The organism is Staphylococcus sp. EG-SA-2 (assembly GCF_017152085.1).
On sequence record NZ_JACYHC010000460.1, the window covers coordinates 1 to 4,752 of the forward strand.

Sequence of the window (4,752 nt, forward strand, 5' to 3'; positions counted from 1 at the left end):
TAAATTTCTTGAGTTTTATCTTAGCTATCGTTGTGGCAATGTGTTTATTTAAAGTAGAAAAACATGTTTCTTCACCATTTTTACCTGTGGTTGAATTTAATCGTTCGATTACTTTAGTTTTTATAACGGACCTTCTAACAGCTATTTGTTTAATGGGATTCAATTTATATATTCCAGTCTACCTTCAAGAACAACTAGGATTATCTCCATTGCAAAGTGGATTGGTTATTTTTCCTTTATCTGTAGCTTGGATTACATTGAATTTTAATTTACATCGAATTGAAGCAAAACTATCAAGGAAAGTTATTTACTTACTATCATTTACATTGTTACTAGTAAGTAGTATTATCATTTCATTTGGTATTAAATTGCCGGTACTTATAGCATTTGTGTTAATTTTGGCAGGATTAAGTTTTGGATATATTTATACGAAAGATAGTGTAATTGTCCAAGAGGAAACTAGCCCATTACAAATGAAGAAAATGATGTCATTTTATGGATTAACTAAAAATCTTGGGGCATCAATAGGTTCAACAATAATGGGATATCTTTATGCGATACAATCAGGAATCTTTGGTCCAAACTTACACAATGTGTTAAGTGCTGTTGCTGTAATTAGCATTGGGCTTATTGTTTTATGGGTCGTATTTTTTAAAGAACAGTCATCTCAATCAAAAGAATAGAATTATGATTAAAATTGATGTAGTGTAATTAAAGTAAGAAATAATAAATTTCCTAGATACTAGATAAATCGTTCAATATTTTATTAATAAGGAGGCCAATGATTGTGAATTATCTTAAACATAAGTTTTATAACTTGTTAACTACAATGATTGTTCTCTTTATTTTTGTACTTTCTGGTGCGATTTTTTTAACATTTCTAGGGTTTGGTTTATATGGATTAAGTAGAATACTTATTTATTTTAGGTTGGGTGACTTTACATATAATAGAAGTATGTACGATAACCTATTATATTATGGCAGTTATATAATCTTTGGGTACTTCATCATATTTGCAGTCGAGCATTTAATGGATTATTTTAGAAAAATGTTGCCTGAAAATGCATATTTTAGAGGCGCGACTTTTCATTTGATTTCTTACACAGTTGCAACAACGTTATTTTATTTCATCATTCATTTAAATTATGTTTATATCAATATCGATTTTTGGGTCATCATGGTTATTATAGGGTTCTTATATGTTTGTAAGCTTCAATTTTACCCTGAAAGTAAAAATTTAAATAATAGAAAATAGATATCTGAAGTTGAGGGCACATATGTGTTCCAACTTCTTTTTGTTCAATAGAAGAATCGATAATAGTGAGTCTTAGTGCTCAATTTGTGGTAAATAAGTTAAATAACCATTGTATGAGTCTGAGAAATAAAATAAATTATTAGGCCCTACAATGTTATATTGTTAGTTTTTTAAGTACACATTAGCTGTGCCTAATGTGTAAGAACCAATAATGATTTATTATGTAGTGCTTCTTTATCATTTGAGTACTACTCCCATTATGTTAATGGCTATATGTATTAAAGGGACAAGTGTATATCTGTTTTAAAAAGGAGGAATTATGATGGCTAAAGTTGAATTAACAACCCGGAGACGAAACTTCATAGTTGCTGTTATGTTGATTAGTGCGTTTGTAGCTATTTTAAATCAAACATTATTAAATACAGCGTTACCTAGTATAATGAGAGAATTAAATATTAATGAAAGTACATCGCAATGGCTAGTTACTGGGTTTATGCTTGTTAATGGCGTCATGATACCTCTGACGGCATATCTAATGGATAGAATTAAAACTAGACCTTTATACTTAGCGGCGATGGGGACATTTTTATTAGGTTCTATTGTTGCAGCCTTAGCTCCGAATTTTGGAGTTTTAATGTTAGCACGTGTAATTCAAGCGATGGGTGCAGGCGTACTTATGCCCTTAATGCAATTTACGTTATTTACATTGTTCAGTAAAGAACATCGAGGTTTTGCAATGGGACTAGCAGGTTTAGTAATTCAATTTGCACCAGCAATAGGCCCTACAGTTACAGGATTAATTATTGATCAAGCGAGTTGGCGAGTACCATTTATTATAATTGTAGGAATTGCTTTAGTTGCCTTTGTTTTCGGCTTAGTTTCAATCTCAAGTTACAATGAAGTGAAATATACGAAATTAGATAAGCGCTCAGTAATGTATTCAACTATTGGATTCGGGTTAATGCTATACGCATTTAGTAGTGCAGGAGATTTAGGATTTACAAGTCCAATAGTAATAGGTGCGTTGATAATAAGTATGGTTATTATCTATTTATTTATACGTAGACAATTTAATATTACTAATGCACTTTTAAATTTAAGGGTTTTTAAAAATAGAACATTTGCATTATGTACGATTAGTTCAATGATTATAATGATGTCAATGGTTGGACCTGCGCTGCTTATACCGCTATATGTTCAAAACAGTTTATCTTTATCTGCCTTGTTATCAGGACTTGTTATCATGCCTGGTGCAATAATAAATGGTATTATGTCAGTTTTTACAGGTAAATTTTATGATAAGTATGGTCCTAGACCATTGATTTATACTGGTTTTACAATTTTAACAATTACTACAATTATGTTGTGTTTCTTGCATACAGACACATCTTATACGTATTTAATAGTCGTATATGCAATTAGAATGTTTTCAGTTTCTTTACTCATGATGCCGATAAATACTACAGGAATTAATTCTTTGAGAAATGAAGAAATCTCACATGGCACGGCTATTATGAACTTTGGTCGTGTAATGGCTGGTTCACTAGGCACAGCTTTAATGGTTACATTAATGAGTTTTGGTGCAAAAATATTTTTATCTACATCGCCATCGCATTTAACTGCAACTGAAATTAAACAGCAATCCATTGCTATAGGGGTGGATATCTCATTTGCTTTTGTAGCTGTGCTTGTTATGGCAGCTTATGTGATAGCACTTTTTATAAGAGAACCTAAAGAAATAGAAAGTAATAGAAGGAAATTTTAAAATAATTATAGTAGTTGGTCTATTTAAAATAATAGGCTAACTGCTTTTTTTATTTAATAAAAAGTTTTATACTTTTAGTGATAGACTAAGCAAAAATTGTTATTTGCTATGATGTAGATGTCTTAAAATGATTAAGGGGGATTTGCTTTGTTAACGGTAGATCAAGTGAAAGAATTGGTAGGAGAAATTAAAGATCCTATTATAGATGTGCCTTTAAAAGAAACAGAAGGTATTGTTGAAGTTTCTATTAAGGAAGAAAAAGAACATGTGAGTGTTAAATTAGCAATGGCACAATTAGGTGGTGCACCGCAATTAGATTTACAGATGGCTGTTGTTAATGCATTAAAAGAAAACGGTGCGAAAACGGTCGGTATACGATTTGAAACATTGCCGGAAGAAAAAGTAAATCAATTTAAACCAAAAGAAGAAAATAAACCTAAAACGATAGAAGGCCTATTATCTCAAAATAATCCAGTCGAATTTATTGCAATAGCCTCCGGTAAAGGTGGTGTCGGTAAATCTACTGTTGCAGTAAATTTAGCCGTTGCCTTAGCTCGTGAAGGGAAAAAAGTCGGATTAGTAGATGCCGATATATATGGATTTAGTGTACCAGATATGATGGGTATTGATGAAAAGCCTGGAATTAAAGGGAAGGAAGTAATTCCAGTTGAACGTCATGGCGTTAAAGTTATATCAATGGCCTTTTTTGTGGAAGAAAATGCGCCAGTTATATGGAGAGGGCCAATGTTAGGTAAAATGTTGACGAATTTCTTTACAGAAGTTAAATGGGGAGACATTGAATATTTAATACTCGATCTTCCACCTGGAACAGGAGATGTAGCTTTAGATGTTCATACGATGTTACCTTCAAGTAAGGAAATTATTGTAACGACACCTCATCCTACAGCAGCATTTGTTGCAGCTCGCGCAGGTGCGATGGCAAAACATACGGATCATTCTATTCTTGGCGTAATTGAAAACATGAGTTATTTTGAAAGTAAAGAGACGGGTAATAAAGAATATGTCTTTGGCAAAGGTGGCGGTACTAAGTTAGCTGATGAACTTAATACTCAATTACTTGGGGAATTACCTTTAGAGCAACCATCTTGGAATCCAAAAGATTTTGCACCGTCAATATATCAATCAGATGATCGTCTAGGTAAAATTTATAGCTCGATTGCACAAAAAGTTATAGCTGCTACAAATAAATAGGTATAATATATGCTAAACGTACAAAATTACTTTTATTTTGTACGTTTTTATGTTGATTTGTTTTGGAATGCTGGTAAAATAAGTTCTTGTGTTAAGCAATAAACGCGTTGAAAAAGAAGCGGGTTGTGAACACAAAAAGTTTTAAAAAAGTTATTGACTTTAAATTCCAAAGTTGATAATATGATAAAGTCGTCAAAAACGACGCAGTTGTTTTTAAAGAAGAATTTCAAAAGTGTAAAACTTACCATTGAAATAACTATAAAAACAATATAGAATAAATAAAGTAATCGTTCAAAAAGTTATTGACTTCAAGAAACAAATGAAGTAGAATAAAAGAGATTGAACATTAATGAACATTGAAAACTGAATGACAATATGTCAACGTTAATTCCAAAAAACGTAACTATAAGTTACAAACATTATTTAGTATTTATGAGCTAATCAAACATCATAATTTTTATGGAGAGTTTGATCCTGGCTCAGGATGAACGCTGGCGGCGTGCCTAATACATGCAAGTCG

The 4,752-nt window shown here is 31.6% G+C and carries 4 protein-coding genes, 1 rRNA gene and 1 pseudogene; all 6 read left to right on the forward strand.

What is annotated here, in order from left to right:
* The coding region (locus IDG60_RS06270) for an MFS transporter (RefSeq protein WP_206160563.1) at positions 1-683 on the forward strand (683 nt) is incomplete at its 5' end.
* A gap of 98 nt (positions 684-781) precedes the next feature.
* Positions 782-1,255: a multidrug efflux transporter SepA gene (gene sepA / locus IDG60_RS06275; protein ID WP_000636857.1), complete on the forward strand. Its 474-nt coding sequence runs from the start codon at positions 782-784 to the stop codon at positions 1,253-1,255.
* Between the two features lie 322 nt (positions 1,256-1,577).
* Positions 1,578-3,020, forward strand: a complete 1,443-nt coding sequence (lmrS, locus tag IDG60_RS06280; RefSeq protein WP_001141006.1) for a multidrug efflux MFS transporter LmrS — start codon at positions 1,578-1,580, stop codon at positions 3,018-3,020.
* A 147-nt stretch (positions 3,021-3,167) separates the two neighbouring features.
* The gene (locus IDG60_RS06285) at positions 3,168-4,232 is read left to right on the forward strand and encodes an Mrp/NBP35 family ATP-binding protein (RefSeq protein WP_000958531.1); all 1,065 of its coding nucleotides are present in this window, start codon (positions 3,168-3,170) and stop codon (positions 4,230-4,232) included.
* Positions 4,233-4,320: 88 nt separating this feature from the next.
* Positions 4,321-4,505, forward strand: a pseudogene (locus IDG60_RS06290) (hypothetical protein).
* A gap of 183 nt (positions 4,506-4,688) precedes the next feature.
* Positions 4,689-4,752: ribosomal RNA gene (locus IDG60_RS06295) — 16S ribosomal RNA — on the forward strand; the annotation flags it as partial.

Coding starts and splice junctions, on each gene's coding strand:
- lmrS (WP_001141006.1), top strand. CDS start 1,578: ATGGCTAAAGTTGAATTAACAACCCGGAGACGAAACTTCATAGTTGCT.
- sepA (WP_000636857.1), top strand. CDS start 782: ATGATTGTGAATTATCTTAAACATAAGTTTTATAACTTGTTAACTACA.